Consider the following 14,683-nt stretch of genomic DNA (forward strand, 5'->3'; position numbering starts at 1 on the left):
AATTAGATGAACCGCTGGTCAAAAATTACAAAAATCAATGATGATGCAAATTACAACGGCGCGCTAGCCGTGACCGCACCGGACCAAGTGCTTTTTCGCCATACTCAAGGAATCGCGGATTATGCCACTGGCATGCCCTTCACATTTTCCACCACCAGCGGCATTGGCTCGGTCACCAAGCAGTTTCTCGCGACGGTAGTCTTGATGCTGGCGGAAGAAGGAAAAGTAACCTTGTCCGACAAGCTTTCCCAGTATCTGCCGGAGTATCGGTTTGCTGATCAAATCACCTTACGTCAACTGCTTAATATGGCCGCTGGTGTCCCAGATTATGTGGACGCAGTCGTTAAGCAAACCCTCGCTGGCCGAGTGTTATCGACCGATCCAGATGATGATCCCCAGATCAATCGCGCGGTGGGGGGAAACATCTCTCTGGTCCATGCCTTGGCGTCGATCAATCCCTTACCCCTGACATACACGCCAGGGACTAAGAGCCAGTATTCCAACTCAAACTATCTGCTGCTGGGCACAGTGGTGGAACGTGTCACCGGCCAAGGGTTGGCGCAGATTTTCCAACAACGCATTTTCTCTGTTCTGGGTATGACCCGCACTAAGCTGGGAACCCAATTTGCCCAGGCCGACAGCTACCTGAAGATTGATGGCCAGTTAGTCACACTGGGTCGCGGCCACCACATCGCCGGCGATGGCGGGTTAGTAACCACCATTGACGACCTCACCCGCTGGGCCCAGACGGTATTGCAACAGCGGTTCTTGCGGCCGACCACGTGGCAGGCGGCCATGACTTTGTACAAGGGTTTCTATGGCTTTGCCTGGTTGAAAAAGGGCAGCTGGTACTGGCACGGCGGCCGGGTGTTAGGCTATCAGGCAGACATTTATGTATCGCCGGAACGCGGCTTGGCCACCACGTGGTTATATAACGTCACGCCGGTGAATGACGCGCGCTTGGCAGCATGGTATCCGCAACGGGATGCGTGGCACGAGCAGTTGTAGATTTCCAACGCCACCGCCGGTTCTTTCTACGCCAAACTGCCAAAAATGGCGCAGATGACTAAAAAAAACGACATTCGATTTTTTCGGAGTGTCGTGTTTTTATTTCCGGGTCCCATTACCTTACATTATTGTAAGTCAGGCGATACATGGTTGTTAAAATTAAAAAAAGTGAAAAAATAGTCTACAAAGAATCAGAAAAACGATTTGAGGCGATCAACCCATGCGGCAAACTAAGTGGCACCAAATTAAAACGAAACCGTTAGCGTCCCTGGCATCCTTTTTAGGCGCCATCGCTTTTGCGGCCATTGTTATGCGCTTCCCCATCATTGCTTACATCGCTGGCATCGGGATAGCTCTAATTGCAATCAGCTTCGTTATCAAGATGACCAGAAAACAGTAGTTGCACACAGGCAAAGGGACCGGGACAGAAATCCGAGTCCTGATGGGTGTAGTGCCAATGCGGAGCAATCGGAGGTGACAGGTGGCTCAGCTGTGGAAACCACACCGCGCGCGGTTTTTGCGCGCGGATGTGGTTAGGCGTGTTTGAGACCGCGCACTTTGCGGGCTCAAACCGCCGTCACAGCTTGCTACGCCTGCGGCTACGCACTTGCTGCGCTTCGCAGCCACCTGTCACCGCAGATTGCGGAGCTTTGGCACGGCTCATCGGGGAGGTTTTTGTCCCAGTCCCTTGTATTGATCAGGCCTTTTTATATGTCGGTATTTTAAGAACTCACCACCGTACCAACTGCCGTGTAATGTCCCCTGCCGCACTGACCTGGATAATCGTCAGGTTCCCAAATACCGGAACATCATCCACGAAGTACAGTTGATAGCCCTTGGCCGTGTTCTGCTTTTGCCACACCACATAAGTCCGATTGCCTTGGCTGTCGGCCAGGCGCAAGGCGTAACAGAATTGCGGCGCCACCACACCCTTAGGATTCTCCGCCTGCCGGGCCGGTACCACACTGACACTGTGCCAGGTATCGGTGGGCGCAACGACTAGTCCGTGGAACGCTTCATCTTTAAAATCCTGGGTCAGCGTTAGCCGTTGCAGCGTGCTCATCTGATTATACCGAGCCGAATAAGGGCCGGTGGTCACAGTCCCGTTGGCCTCACCCACAAAGACATCCACCACTGGCCGACCGGTCCGTAACTGAGCTTGCCAGCGATCGCCGGCCTGTTTCACGTGAAACCGAGGGGCAAAATTCAACGGAATCGTCAACTGATGCTGCCCATGCGCTTGCCCGTGATCCAATGCGATCCAGGTGTGACTGGTCGCCAACCACACAAATTGGCGGGTAATTGTCGCCTTAGTGCCCTTTTCCGGGGCCACTTGATAAATGCTGGTAATGGCATCCGCGCCGTCTCCGTGCCAGGCCATGTTGGCCAGTGGTGTCCCCAGGGTTTGATATTCCCAACTGGCAATGGGGACATCATAATCCTGACCATCAATCATCACCGTATTGTGGGCCGCCGCCGCTTTAATGGCGTGCCGCTCTTCCCCGTCCACATAGGTATACCGGCCGGGATCAATCAATACGGGCTGGCCTTTAATAATCAAGTCGAAATGGCCCAGATTCACATGACCATGACCACTGCCAATATTGCCGTTAATGACGTGCCAATAATCGGCATTCTTGTTCCACGTGGAACGGCCAAAGTAGTTGCCGCTGACCGGACTATCTAACGTCAATGGTAACTCAACGCCGCCACTATACCCGGCATAGCGATTAAAGGACAACCGCTGATTGGCAATGGCAACCAACTGATAATCCACATGCAATGGTAGCTTTTCTGTGACCGAAGTAATTTGACCAACCATCATATTGGCCGTCTGGATTAGTTCATCAATGCGGACAGCATCGGTATCCCCTAGCTGCAACAAGGTCCCCGCTGGCGTCAGGTAATACGGCGCCATTCGCCGCATGGCCGCAATCTTTTGCGCAATGAGCAGCGGTAACTCCCGCCGATACCGGCCAAATGCGTATTGCACGGCCAAAAGGTCCCGCCAGACTTCGATAAAGTACAATGGCGATTGTTCCCAATGACTGCCATCATCAGCGATCTGTAACGCGCACATCGTCTCCAACTGCTGCAAGCACCATGTCATGTCCACTTCCGCAATCGTTTTTTGCTGAAGCGTGCCGTAAACCAGCGGCCCTGTGACGATCAGGACGCCCCAATTGGATAATAAGTAGCGGTCGATAAAATGCGTTCGTAAATAGGCCATCTGTGCCTGCACTGCGTCTCGAATTTTGGCTTCGTCCGTCGCATTCAAAAAATCCTGTTTGCGCAATACCTGCACCACCGGCGCCCAATTCATTAATCGAATGCCGGTATCAATCGTCCGCCATGTCTCTGGGTGAGCCAAGTTTTGATCAATCCAGTCAAAAATTAAAGTCCGGGCATCCGTCAGATAGCGCGGGTCCTTTTGCGCCTGGGCGGCAAACATCAAATCCATGAGGTATCCTTGCCGTTTCAACACATACAGCCACTCCGGATCACCATTGGGCGAATGCTGCCAGGTAATGGGATCCATGTGGTAAGACTCATGGGTCGGTTCCATATTGTAGGGATCGTCAAATAAGAAATCCCGCTGCAATATCCGGTTGGCCCGGACAATTGCTTCGGTGGGATCAAGTAATCCTTCCTGAATTAAAAACCGCATTTTATCGCCGTTGGTCGTTTTTTCTGCCACTTTCAAACTCCCCTTTCACACTGTAAACACACGCTGATTTTGCGGCAGCCAATGATTGTCGCTGTAACTTCGCAGCCGCAAAGTGACGGTGTTACCCTGGACTCTCACCTGGTAGGCATCGCCATGCCCCGGTTGACCGTAATCCGCCCGAACAAACGAAGGGCAATCCACCACGTACCCATACGCTTCGGGATACACCTTAATCATGTCCCGGCCATTATGCACATGCCCGGTGAAGATGACGGTACGCGGATATTGCCGCAAAATATCCTTCAGTGCCATCTCTGCATTGAAGTGCGGATCTGGATCCTGGGCGGGATTGTAAATCCGGTCCAAAGCAATATGGTCTGCTGTCCCCGTAAAGGTCTGGTGGATAATAAGCAATGTGGGGCGCTGCGGGTCCTGATGCGCGGCCAACTGCGTCTGCACCCATGCCAACTGCTCCCGTGAAAGATAGACATTGTCCTTCAAGTCTTTTTCAGTATTCATAATGATGAAATGATATCCTCGGACAAAGGTGTCCCAATATAATCGCTGGGCCGACGCCGCCCCATCCATATACTGACCATTGTATCGCCAATACTGTTGTTTAAATGCCGTCTCCGTTTTTTGCCAGCGCACATCATGATTCCCTAGGGCCACGATCGGCCGGGCCATATGATATTCCTGCAGCGACTGGAAAAAGTCGCGATAGGCAAATTCTTCCCCGTGATCCGTGAAATCACCGGGAACGACGAATGCATCTGCCAACGGATCAAGATATTGAATATCCTGTAACGCGGTGACAAATCGCCTATTTTCTGGTTTCTCTAGATCCTGGCCATTGGTATGGACATCACTCAAGACGTCGAAAGTCAGATCAGCGCCTTGATCATCCTGCAAAAACTCTTGCAGTAGTCCGAGATTACGGGTATACCGTTCATCATCTTTACCCCGTAATTTCTGATTTTGATTGATTAGTTTCTATAAATGATCCCGCTGCGCGGGCGACCATGTGCGCGCCTGCAACATCGTCTGAATTTCTGTTAAAGTCGTTGTTTCTCCCACCTTTTGCAAGTGACATCACGCACATAGTATAACCTAGATATTTACTGAAATCAGAAAAAAATACAGAAAAGGCGACCGTTGCTGGTCGCTTTTCTGTACTCTGCTGTTAAAGAAGCTGGTCGTGTTGTTGAACTTGCTGCCCTTGACGCTTAAATACATTCAACGCTCCGTAGGCTTCTGTGCCATCAAACCAATACAGCTTCCGCCCGACAATCGTGTTTTCCGGTTGCAATGTCACCAAGTAATTGGTGCCGTCTTGCAAATCCACACGAATGCCCCAGGCCAATTGAGGCGCTGCTGGCTTATCTTCACCGGACTGTCGCGGGGCCACGACTTGCATCCCTTGATAGTTCACTGTTGGGGCAAACACTGTCGCCGTAATACCGAAATTGGTAAACTCCGTGCTGGTTTCTAACCGCGTCAAATGCTGCAGATCGTTATACTGCGGCGAATACAGTGTCTGACTGGGCCACGCGTCTGGCGTCGTAGTCGCTAATATGACATCTTGACCTAAGACAAAGTGATCATCTTGTTGTGTCACTCCGCGGTCCGGGGCCACTTGCCAGTAATGGTGCCATTCATGGGTACCGGCCGCGTGGACCGTATCAATGGCAAGCCATACCTGAGCGGCTGCCAAGCTTACCCAATACCGGGTTACCACGGCCGGCACGGTACCAGATTGATCCAAGTAGGTCATTTTCACTAACCGACCATCTGAACCAAATTGCACGACTTCGTTACTCACGGGCGTCGAGACATATTGATACTTCCACGAATCATGAGGCAAACTGAACGGCCGGGCATCTAAAAGTTGGGTGTTATGAGCCGCCGGTGACTTCAAGAAGCGCCGTTCTGTGCCATCCACATAGGTGTAACGACCAGGATCAACGATCACATCATGCCCATTGATCACAAGATCCACATGGCCCAACGCGGCGTGACCGTGACCGCTGCCGAGACTGCCATTATAGGTATGCCAGTAATCTGCATCCGTCGACCAGTGTGAACGCCACATCGTGTTTCCCGATACTGGTGCCACTAATTCGCGAGGCAGTTCAGCCTGGCCGTCAGCTGGATCCGGCCATTGTTCGTGGGCCATTTCCAGCAACACATAATCATAGATCGGATCCAGCTGCTGTTGCAGTGCACTGGGCAAATTCAGGATGGCCGCTGACGCATTATAAAGACTGTCAATGCGGATAGCATCCGTATCACCCTGTTGCAGCAAAGTCCCATCTGGTTTCAAATCATGGACAATCCCCCGATGCATCGCCGCGGCCTTTTCTCGCACAATCGCGGCCACCGGCACATCATGGGCTTGTTGAGCCGCGATGACTGCTAAGGTACTGCGCCAAACTTCCAGCAGATACAGCGGTGATTGTTCCCACTGGAGTCCTTGGCCATCCACTTGCAGGTCCAACTCGGTCTCAAAACGTGCTTGCGCCCACTCGACGACAGCCCGCTCGATCACCCGGGGAAAGGCTGCCGCATAAGTGAGAATGCCCGTGGTAATGAGGACACCCCAATTACTGATATCGAATTTTTCCGTGTAATTATCGTGGAGATATTCTGCCTGGGCCACCACCGCGGCTTCGATCCGATGCCGTTCCGTGGCGTTCAACTGGCCGTTTGCCACCAACGCGGTGACCACGCTGGTCCAATTCAACAGTCGAATCCCGGTATCAATCGTCCGCCAAGTCGAAGGATCGTCGAGATTATGGTCAATCCAGGAAAACAGCAGTGCTTTCATCCGTTGCTGATAATCCTGGTTACCAGTCTCTTCGTAGGCCTCTAACAAGTCCAGCAAATACTCTTGCCGTTTGAGCATATATAGCCATTCTGGATCACCATTCGGCGTGTGGTGCCAATCCAATGTCTCTTCAGTATAGGTGACTTGGGTCGGTTCCATGGCGTAGGGACTATCAAACAGATACTGATGCTGTAAGAGCCGATCAGCATTTGCCCGCGCGTTAGGACTTAGATGGTGTTGTTGTGCCAGATGTTGAATGTACTGGGGCCATGTGGCCATTATTTGCCGCCTCCTTCTCCACTGCGATGATGCCCATCCGTTTCACCGTAATGGTCACCCCAGCAGCAATTGTGAGTTGCACGTCATCACTGGTCAATTCTTTGATTTTTCCGACGATGCCGTCCGCCAAGACGACTTGATCGCCAGCCTTCAGTTTGGCATGGACTTCATCGAATTTCGCCGCCTGTTTGCGCATCGCCCCGCGGCGAGCTAACGGAATCAAAACCAAGTACAGCACCACCAAAACGGCCAGTAAGACCAGCAGCAAAATCTTCCACAAATCCATGATTAGATCCCTTCTCCCGCGTCATCCGGCGCCGCATTATCATTTTCGGCCAAATCATCCAAGACTGGATTGCGCAACGGTAACAGTTGAATCAAACCCTTGGCTTCTTTCAGGCTGTTTTTTAAAATGCCATCAATTTTTTCTGGCGTCACCATGCCAGCTTGGCACTGGGCGTATAAATCCAAAATCAGATTCACCGGCGCACTGGAAATAATGTACTGATTGGGTTTGTTCTTGTCCAAAATCAAGCGGGCCGTAATCTGATGCGGCGCCCCACCGGTCATATCGGCAAACACAATGGCATCATCATTTTCATCCAAGAATGTATCAATGTCCTTGGTAAATTGTTCGTGGGTGGTATTTTCATCTAAATTAAACGCATGCAGATTATCCGTCGTACCCGCCAACAACTTCAAGGCAGACATCACACCCTCCGGATATCGGCCATGGCCGACGATCGCTAACTGATAAGTCATGTTAAAAACTCCTTTGTATTCATGATAGTGTCAAACAAAAAAGGGACGGAAACAAAAGCGTGAATCGCGACGTTACCAGTGCCAATGCGGAGCAATCGGAGGTGAAATGGGGCTCAGTGGTGGAAACAGCAATAATCTTGGCCGGTTTTGCCAAGATTATATGCTGTTAGGCGACTTTGAGACCGCGTTCCTCAGCGGGCTCAAAGCGCCGTCACCACGTTCCAGCCCCATTTCACCGGAGATTGCGCAGCACTTGGCACGGCAAGGAGCGATGGCTTTTGGTTCCAGTCCCGGAAAATTTTATTACTTCAAGACACCCAGGACCGATAATAGAACACCGGCCACAAAGAGCAGCAACACAATCTTATAAATCGTCCACTTCTTCTTCGTAATCAACCAGTAGACGAAATACGTCAACAAGATCGGCAGCATGAACGGCATGATCTTATCCAAGATCGTTTGCACAGAAACCACTTGCTGCTTGCCCTTAATGACCTGCGTATATTGCCAAGCCAGGTTGATCTTCACGAAGGAAACCGACAAACCGGCAATCACCGTTAAACCAATCGTACTGGCCAATGTCGCAATTGCAGCCATCCGGTCGGACAATGTATCAATGATACTTGTCCCAACTTTCCAGCCCAGATAACCCATTAAAATCCGGACACCGAACGTGATCCCGAATAGGCAGAGAATGAACGGAATCGGCGCCCAGGTCATGCCTTGCAACGCCAGTGAGGCGAAGATGGAGGAAAACAGCGGCGCCAACCCAAACTGGGATAACGCGTCCCCAATACCGGCCAATGGCCCCATCAAGGCAAACTTGATTGCCCGAGTGTCGTCTTCGTTTTGACCGCTGTCATACATGGCCAACATAATACTGGAAACAAATGGATAAGGTTGCGGGTTGGTGTTGTAGAATTCCAAGTTGGAAATGGCCACCCGTTTGAATTCTTTCTCGTCGTCCTTATAAATCTTGCGCAGTTGGGGGAAGATCGAGTTCAATACCCCAGTTCCCTGCATGGTGCCGTAGTTTTGCCCGTTTTGCAGCACGTAGGACCGCAGGATTGAATTTACATAGTCTTTCTTGTTTAATACTGGTTCGCGACTAGATGCCATCTTCAATACCCCCTTCTTCGTTGCTATTGCCATCGTTGCCACCATCGCCAGAATCGTTGTGGTCTGACGGCTTCTTAGCGTTGTAATAGTTATTGAAGGCTAAGACGGCACCGGCAAAGGCCAAACCAATAACCGGAATCTTCAGATAAGCCGTGCAGATATAGCCCAAGATAAGCGCTGGAATGTACTCTTTTTTAACCATGGTAGAAATAATCAAAGCGAACCCAACGGCTGGCAATAATCCACCGGCCACGCTCAAACCGTTAATCAACCACTTGGGAATGATCTCAACGAAAGTTTGTAATGCATTAGTGCTGAGCGTTGCGACAAAGCCAAAGACAAAGGCGAAGAGGATAAAGCCAATCAAAGTGGTATTGGCCAAGAAATGAAATCTGCGATATTTTCCTTCTTCAATCGCTTTACGTGCCCACGTAATATTGTTCGAGTTTACCGAGAAAATAAAGGTGATCACGAACGGAATTAAAATAGCAAATGGATAGGACAGCGATAAAGCAGCATTCGGCGTTAAATTTTTAATGGAAATGGCCATAATCGTACCGACCACCCCTGGGCCCAATGGATTCGGCGGTGTGGAACCACCAGGGCCGACGCCAAAGCCCATGAAGGCTAGTTCAGCGGTCGCGCCAAAAATCACGGCAGTCTGTAAGTCGCCCAGGATTAGGCCAATCCCGAAGGATATGAATAATGCCCGGTTGGTATAAGTGCCCCATACCTGTCCGGCAAAACAGAAGGCCGCCCAAAGGCCCACTAACAGGGCTTGGACAATGGAATAAGTCATAATGTTAGTCTCCCCTCAATCAATGCGTCGTGACATAGTCGTTCAAATCAAAGTCTGAACCGACATCGTTACCCAACGGTGTGGTCCGGGTATTCATATTGGTATGATACTTTTCACGCAGTTCCTTGAGGGCTGCCAAATCTTCTGCCCCAACGGAAATGAAGTTGGTCAGTTTGGTATAGCCCTCTTTCATGTGGATATTACCCACATTCAATTCTTTTACCGGCACCCCACCTTGCGCCAACCGCAGGACATCTTCAGCGGTTTTCACAATAATGAAAATCGTCTGCCGCGGTGATGCCTTGAAGATCTTGTCGATGGTCTCTTGAATCGAGAAGAACCGAATCCCGATGGATGCTGGAATCAATGACTTCATCAACTGTTGTTGAATATGGCTCGTCGCCACTTCATCATTGGCGACAATAACCAAGTTAACCCCCAAGTTTGAAATCCATAATCGGCCTTGGCCGTGAATCAATCGTTCATCCAAACGAATTGCTTTGATATTTGGTTCTGTCATGATCTATTCCTCCATTTTCTACCAGTACAATTGCCAGTCTTTATAAAAGCGAAGTAATGCTTCCATGTAGAAGTAATCACCCCACAAGTTGCCTTCATCCACCCCGTGGCTGGAATGCCAGGAGTACACCCCGTGCAGCAGCAACGGTTCACCCGTACCGCCATCCACCGGAGCGGCATAATGCGTGATCAAGGCGTGCAAGCTGGCGTGCATCGCTGCCCGATACACCGGCTTATCTGGGTCGGCTTCCGGCAAATACTTCAACATCTCGTGCATCCCGCAGATGGCAATGGCCGCGGCCGATGAATCCCGACTTTGATCACTGCCGTCGCCAAAGATCAAGTCCCAATAGGGCACATCATCTTGGGGCAGGCGGTTCAGGTAAAAGTTGGTGACGGCCTTGAACTGGGCAAAAGCCTGCGCATCATGGGTGTCGTAATAGTGCAGCGCCGTGCCATAGATGGCCCAGGCTTGGCCGCGGGCCCAGTCGGAGTCATCGGAATATCCTTGACGCGTGGCCCCGCGCAACGGCTTCCCTGCATCATCGAAGTAATAGGTGTGGTAAGTCGAACCATCATCCCGAAACACGGTACTGGTGGCGGTTTGATAATGGCGATCGGCCACTTCGGCGTAATGAGCATCCCCGGTGACGTTGGTTGCCCAGTAAAGTAACGGAATATTCAAGAGTGCGTCCACAATCAATCGGTTTTCATTAGTGGCACCCTTTTGTCCCCAGGCCTGAATGAAGCCGCCTTTTTCATTGAACCGGGTGAGGAGCTGATCAGCGGCCGCGACCCCTGCAGCTTTTGCCGTTTCATTACCAGTTAATTTGTAAGCGCTGACAGTTGACGGTGAGTAGAGAAATCCTAAATCGTGATGGTCTACCGAAATCTTCTGATCGATTCGCTTTGCAAAGCTGTCTACATTCTTTTCGGCCAGCTCGCGGTACTTCACATCACCGGTGTATTCATAGGCGAGCCATAATAGACCAGTCCAGAACCCATTGGTCCATTCCGTATTCTGCATCGCAGTATAGCGGTTATTCACAGTGGACGGTTCCGGAAAATTCTCACCGAACACCCTAATATTTAAGTCAATATGCTGAACGGCTTGGTCCAAAGCAGCGGTAATTTCTTTATCGTCAACGATGCCACTGTTAAAGAAACGATGACCATTCTCCAGCTTTTCGATGTGCATGACCTTACGCTTCATCAGAATCGGTCCCCCATGCTTCAAATTCGATCAACGCCGGGAATGGCGAGTCATCATCAGCCTTAATGAGATGATCAAACGTTAACCCGGTAATCCCCTTCTTTTGTACTGAGAAGGACTGCGGCGCAGCGCTCTTATTAAAGTTGAGTAATACCTTCGTCCCGTCGGAAAAAGTGACAGTGCCCTGGGTCCAATAACTGTCGTGGGGAAAATCTGCCCGCAGAACCACGGTTAACTGGGTGAGATCCACCGGTCGACCAAAACTCAACGAGAATGCGGCTTGCGGATCTTGATTGATACCCCAAGATTGATAAGGAAAAGCCCCGTGATGATCATTCAACGTATACCCATCGATCGCATTACGCGCGGCAAAAGTAGGATCATGCCGGGTCTCGATATTCGCAAATGCATGGGGATAAGCACCAGTGTCATCCGCTTGATCGTAAGTATTGCGGGCCAAGTTGCGGACTTCTACCTGTTCTTGGTGCACGGCCGGCCAGACTCTGAGCAAATGTTCTTGCCCTGCAAAGGCCTGCTCTGGATAAATGGATTCTTTATCTGGGGCCGTCACCCGCAGGAAATCTGTTGGCACGCGATAGCGCCAAGGACTCTTGGTGAAATACACCAGGCTGGGGGCCAAGGCGGCATCCAGCTGCACCCAATAGGATTGATTCAATTCTGTCGGATCAAATTCAATGACAATTTCGTCCCCTGCTTCATAGGTATGGGAGAGTAATAGGAAACTGCCGGTGCCGGATACTGGTCCGACTTTGCGCACCGTTGCACCAGTGGTACTTAGGCTAATCTTCACGATCCGTCCTCCTAGTTTATTATTTGGACACTTTGTTATCACTTTTACAACAGCATGATAACGCTTAGATTTCCCAGTGTCAACAACCTTGTTATGATTTCTCAAACCCAATGTAATCACTATCATTGCCGTTATCTCAATAACAATCGGCGAAAATAGCGCTTGCTTTCCTGACGTTGATTGTACTAAACTGATGTTGCAGTTTCTACATGATAAACAATTCAAGATTGCGAGGAAACGTTCATGGATACACAAGAGAGCCAGCCGAAATTATATGGATCAGTGCTGATCAAGGCCAAGGAAATTATGGACTACCTATTAATGCAGCCCAAGAGTCCTACCCTAGCCGAATTAAGCCGGGGACTGAATTCATCAAAATCGACCACGTTAAAAATACTAAAAACCATGGAACACCTGGGCTTCGTTCGCCGGGAAGAAGAAACGAAACGTTATGTCCTGGGAACGCAATTGATCCCATACGCCACCAAAGCCATTAGCAGCTTCGATATCGCCAATGTGGCCCAACCTTACTTAGAAAAACTGCGGGACGAAACTGGCGAGACCATCAATCTGGGTATCCCCGTTAATCAACGAATCGTGCTCGTCAGCAAGCTCGAAAGCTCCAACTCCATCCGCCTGCAATCCACCATCGGCGGCAGTATGAATATGTATTCCTCCGCAATGGGCAAGGCTGTACTGGCTACCTATTCGGCCGACCAACTAAAGCGTTTCTTGGACACCACCGATTTGCGCCCAGTCACCCAAAATACAATTACCAATCAAAACGAATTGCGCCACGATTTAAAGCTCATTCAGGAAGTGGGCGTCGCTGTCGATAACGAAGAAAACGAGCCAGAAGCCTTTTGCCTGGGGGCAGTCTTGAAAAAGGATACTCAGTTGTATGGCGCATTCAGCATTAGTACGCCCAAGTACCGGATGACACCAGAACGGCGCGCTGGTTTTATTCGCATGCTGCTAAATACCCAACATGAAATTCAAGAGGCGATCTAGCATCTGCACAAACAAAATCATTTTTGTTCTTGCATTTATGTTGGAACCGTTTTATATTAGAGATGTACGGAAAATAGGAAATACCATTTCTTATAAAGAAACTAACAGGAGGTAATCAGATTGACTTTTCAGATGGTAACTCGGTATGCCCACGCACCGGAAGATATTCAACACTATGACACCAGTAAGCTGCGGGAAGAATTCCTGATGGGTAAGCTCTTTAACCCGGGGGACATTTTACTCACTTATACTTACAACGACCGCATGATCTTTGGCGGGGTCACCCCGACCACGGAACCTTTGGAAATTAAGCTGTCCAAGGAACTGGGTGTCGACTTCTTCCTGCAGCGGCGGGAACTGGGCGTCATCAACATCGGCGGTAAAGGCAGTATCACGATCAACGGCCAAACCGAAGAGATGGTCAAGCAAGACGGCTACTACATCGGGATGGGCACGGAACACGTGGTCTTTGCTTCGGCAGATGCCAATGATCCGGCGAAGTTCTATGTGGTCTCCACCCCAGCTCACAAGACCTATCCCAACAAGAAGCTGCCGTTTGCCAATGCACTGGCGAAGCCGATCGGCGACCAGAACCACATGAACAAGCGGGTCATTTATAAATATATTGATGCATCGCAAATGGACACTTGTCAGCTGCAAATGGGTTATACCGTGCTGGAACCTGGTTCTTCCTGGAACACCATGCCGGCTCATACCCACGCCCGCCGGATGGAAACGTATATGTACTTCGATTTCACCGACCCAGATGCCCGGGTATTCCACTTCTTGGGCAAGCCGGATGAAAGCCGCCATATCGTATTAAGTCCAGAACAAGCAGTCGTGAACCCCAGCTGGTCCATCCACTGTGGTGTGGGCACCAGCAGCTATTCCTTCATCTGGGCAATGTGTGGCGAAAACCAGACCTATGATGATATGGATCAAGTACCCATGAGTGAATTGCGTTAATTAACCAGCCACCATTACGATCAATCTTTGATCACTGAAAGGAAGTTTTTGCATTATGGCTATCGAACAATCGCCGGAAGAAATTAAGCAGCACGAAGCCGAACTGGATCATTTCAAAATGACCCAGTTCCACTTGGATGGCAAAGTGGCCATCGTCACGGGTGGCAACACTGGCTTAGGCCAAGGTTACGCCGTGGCCTTGGCGGAAGCCGGCGCGGACATTTTCATTCCTACTTACGGCAAAGCAGAATGGGATAACACCCGGCGCTTGATCGAGAAGCGCGGCCGCAAGGTGGAATTCATGGATGTGAACCTGACTGAACCAGGCATCAGCGACAAGATTATCGCTGAAGCGGTGGGGAAGATGGGCCACATCGACATCTTGGTCAACAATGCCGGGACCATCCGCCGGAATCCGTTACTGGAATCTAAAGACAAGGACTGGGACGACGTCATTGGCATTAACCTGACAGCGGTTTACCATATGTCACTGTCCGCAGCTAAGGTTTTTGCTAAACAAAAGTCTGGCAAGATCATCAATATCGGTTCCATGCTGTCCTTCCAAGGTGGTAAGTTCATTCCGTCTTACACGGCTGCGAAACATGGTGTGGCTGGTTTGACTAAAGCCTTTGCCAGTGAACTGGGTGCTTATAACATTCAAGTCAACGCCATTGCACCGGGCTACATCAAGACGGCTAACA

15 protein-coding genes are annotated in these 14,683 nt (G+C 50.3%); 5 read left to right on the plus strand and 10 right to left on the minus strand.

Features of this window, described 5'->3' with window-relative positions; all coding sequences use genetic code 11:
• Positions 1-6 precede the first annotated feature (6 nt).
• Both FD09_RS09895 and FD09_RS09900 read left to right on the plus strand, forming a co-directional pair.
• Entirely contained in the window at positions 7-1,008 is a 1,002-nt protein-coding gene (locus FD09_RS09895) for a serine hydrolase domain-containing protein (protein WP_057820899.1), read from the plus strand.
• Between the two features lie 220 nt (positions 1,009-1,228).
• Positions 1,229-1,408, plus strand: coding sequence for a hypothetical protein (locus tag FD09_RS09900; RefSeq protein WP_057820901.1), 180 nt, complete (start codon positions 1,229-1,231; stop codon positions 1,406-1,408).
• Between the two features lie 330 nt (positions 1,409-1,738).
• On the opposite strand, the gene FD09_RS09905 is transcribed toward FD09_RS09900, so the two are convergent.
• From FD09_RS09905 to FD09_RS09950, 10 genes are all read right to left on the minus strand, one after another.
• Complete coding sequence (locus tag FD09_RS09905) at positions 1,739-3,706, minus strand: heparinase II/III domain-containing protein (protein ID WP_157053760.1); 1,968 nt, start codon at positions 3,704-3,706, stop codon at positions 1,739-1,741.
• Between the two features lie 15 nt (positions 3,707-3,721).
• Positions 3,722-4,588 (minus strand): metallophosphoesterase family protein, encoded by an 867-nt coding sequence (locus FD09_RS09910; RefSeq protein ID WP_057820904.1) that lies wholly within the window; start codon positions 4,586-4,588, stop codon positions 3,722-3,724.
• 271 nt (positions 4,589-4,859) lie between these two features.
• Positions 4,860-6,782: a heparinase II/III family protein gene (locus FD09_RS09915; RefSeq protein WP_057820906.1), complete on the minus strand. Its 1,923-nt coding sequence runs from the start codon at positions 6,780-6,782 to the stop codon at positions 4,860-4,862.
• Positions 6,724-7,068 (minus strand): preprotein translocase subunit YajC, encoded by a 345-nt coding sequence (gene yajC, locus FD09_RS09920; RefSeq protein WP_057820908.1) that lies wholly within the window; start codon positions 7,066-7,068, stop codon positions 6,724-6,726. The genes FD09_RS09915 and yajC overlap by 59 nt, the downstream gene beginning before the upstream one ends.
• A 2-nt stretch (positions 7,069-7,070) precedes the next feature.
• Positions 7,071-7,544: a PTS sugar transporter subunit IIA gene (locus FD09_RS09925; protein WP_057820910.1), complete on the minus strand. Its 474-nt coding sequence runs from the start codon at positions 7,542-7,544 to the stop codon at positions 7,071-7,073.
• A 303-nt stretch (positions 7,545-7,847) separates the two neighbouring features.
• The gene (locus tag FD09_RS09930; protein WP_057820912.1) at positions 7,848-8,663 is read right to left on the minus strand and encodes a PTS system mannose/fructose/sorbose family transporter subunit IID; all 816 of its coding nucleotides are present in this window, start codon (positions 8,661-8,663) and stop codon (positions 7,848-7,850) included.
• Entirely contained in the window at positions 8,653-9,462 is an 810-nt protein-coding gene (locus tag FD09_RS09935) for a PTS mannose/fructose/sorbose/N-acetylgalactosamine transporter subunit IIC (RefSeq protein WP_057820914.1), read from the minus strand. Before FD09_RS09935 ends, FD09_RS09930 begins: the two co-directional genes overlap by 11 nt.
• Positions 9,463-9,481: 19 nt before the next feature.
• Positions 9,482-9,982 (minus strand): PTS sugar transporter subunit IIB, encoded by a 501-nt coding sequence (locus tag FD09_RS09940; protein ID WP_057820922.1) that lies wholly within the window; start codon positions 9,980-9,982, stop codon positions 9,482-9,484.
• Between the two features lie 18 nt (positions 9,983-10,000).
• Positions 10,001-11,179, minus strand: a complete 1,179-nt coding sequence (locus FD09_RS09945) for a glycoside hydrolase family 88 protein (protein WP_057820941.1) — start codon at positions 11,177-11,179, stop codon at positions 10,001-10,003.
• 4 nt (positions 11,180-11,183) lie between these two features.
• On the minus strand, positions 11,184-12,005 hold the full coding sequence (locus FD09_RS09950; protein ID WP_057820924.1) for a hypothetical protein: 822 nt from the start codon (positions 12,003-12,005) through the stop codon (positions 11,184-11,186).
• Between the two features lie 243 nt (positions 12,006-12,248).
• On the opposite strand from FD09_RS09950, the gene FD09_RS09955 reads away from it, so the two are divergent.
• From FD09_RS09955 to FD09_RS09965, 3 genes are all read left to right on the plus strand, one after another.
• A complete protein-coding gene (locus FD09_RS09955) occupies positions 12,249-13,016 on the plus strand; it encodes an IclR family transcriptional regulator (protein ID WP_057820926.1) in 768 nt (255 codons plus the stop codon).
• Positions 13,017-13,136: 120 nt separating this feature from the next.
• Positions 13,137-13,982 (plus strand): 5-dehydro-4-deoxy-D-glucuronate isomerase, encoded by an 846-nt coding sequence (gene kduI / locus FD09_RS09960; protein ID WP_157053761.1) that lies wholly within the window; start codon positions 13,137-13,139, stop codon positions 13,980-13,982.
• Positions 13,983-14,037: 55 nt separating this feature from the next.
• Positions 14,038-14,683, plus strand: a 646-nt coding sequence (locus FD09_RS09965; RefSeq protein ID WP_057820928.1) for an SDR family NAD(P)-dependent oxidoreductase, incomplete at its 3' end; no start/stop codon positions are given.

The organism is Schleiferilactobacillus perolens DSM 12744, assembly GCF_001435585.1.
Taxonomy (GTDB): Bacteria; Bacillota; Bacilli; order Lactobacillales; family Lactobacillaceae; genus Schleiferilactobacillus; species Schleiferilactobacillus perolens.

Excerpts from the sequence above, each read along its gene's own strand:
- FD09_RS09895 (WP_057820899.1), top strand. The coding sequence starts at position 7 with ATGAACCGCTGGTCAAAAATTACAAAAATCAATGATGATGCAAATTAC.
- FD09_RS09900 (WP_057820901.1), top strand. The coding sequence starts at position 1,229 with ATGCGGCAAACTAAGTGGCACCAAATTAAAACGAAACCGTTAGCGTCC.
- FD09_RS09915 (WP_057820906.1), bottom strand. The coding sequence starts at position 6,782 with ATGGCCACATGGCCCCAGTACATTCAACATCTGGCACAACAACACCAT.
- yajC (WP_057820908.1), bottom strand. The coding sequence starts at position 7,068 with ATGGATTTGTGGAAGATTTTGCTGCTGGTCTTACTGGCCGTTTTGGTG.
- FD09_RS09925 (WP_057820910.1), bottom strand. The coding sequence starts at position 7,544 with ATGACTTATCAGTTAGCGATCGTCGGCCATGGCCGATATCCGGAGGGT.
- FD09_RS09930 (WP_057820912.1), bottom strand. The coding sequence starts at position 8,663 with ATGGCATCTAGTCGCGAACCAGTATTAAACAAGAAAGACTATGTAAAT.
- FD09_RS09935 (WP_057820914.1), bottom strand. The coding sequence starts at position 9,462 with ATGACTTATTCCATTGTCCAAGCCCTGTTAGTGGGCCTTTGGGCGGCC.
- FD09_RS09940 (WP_057820922.1), bottom strand. The coding sequence starts at position 9,982 with ATGACAGAACCAAATATCAAAGCAATTCGTTTGGATGAACGATTGATT.
- FD09_RS09945 (WP_057820941.1), bottom strand. The coding sequence starts at position 11,179 with ATGCACATCGAAAAGCTGGAGAATGGTCATCGTTTCTTTAACAGTGGC.
- FD09_RS09955 (WP_057820926.1), top strand. The coding sequence starts at position 12,249 with ATGGATACACAAGAGAGCCAGCCGAAATTATATGGATCAGTGCTGATC.